This window comes from Achromobacter sp. SIMBA_011 (assembly GCF_046535435.1).
GTDB classification, from domain to species: domain Bacteria; phylum Pseudomonadota; class Gammaproteobacteria; order Burkholderiales; family Burkholderiaceae_B; genus Achromobacter; species Achromobacter dolens.
Genome location: NZ_JAWRWN010001000.1, coordinates 1 through 247, shown reverse-complemented (window position 1 = coordinate 247; position 247 = coordinate 1). Strand labels below are relative to the sequence as shown.

Sequence of the window (247 nt, the reverse complement as noted above, 5' to 3'; positions counted from 1 at the left end):
CAACTTTGTTCATTGCGAAAAGCATTGTGCATTTTATGACTCGGTTTGTGTAGTTTTTGTGTGCTTCAAAGCTTTGAATCGCTTTTTCAGCGTGATTTAGTGAGAAAAAATTCTGGCGGATTTCGTAATATGCACTCGCAGTTTGATAGTGAAATTCTGCCCTTTCTATTTCGTCGGGCACTTTATTAAGCTTCCTCTCTGCGATTCTGTAAAAGTTGATTGCTTCGATGAAATCTTTTTCATAAAA

General features: G+C 36.8%; 1 pseudogene. It reads right to left on the bottom strand.

Annotation, left to right across the window (positions count from 1 at the left end):
* A pseudogene (locus SB816_RS34025) lies at window positions 1-247 on the bottom strand (aspartate phosphatase); the annotation flags it as partial.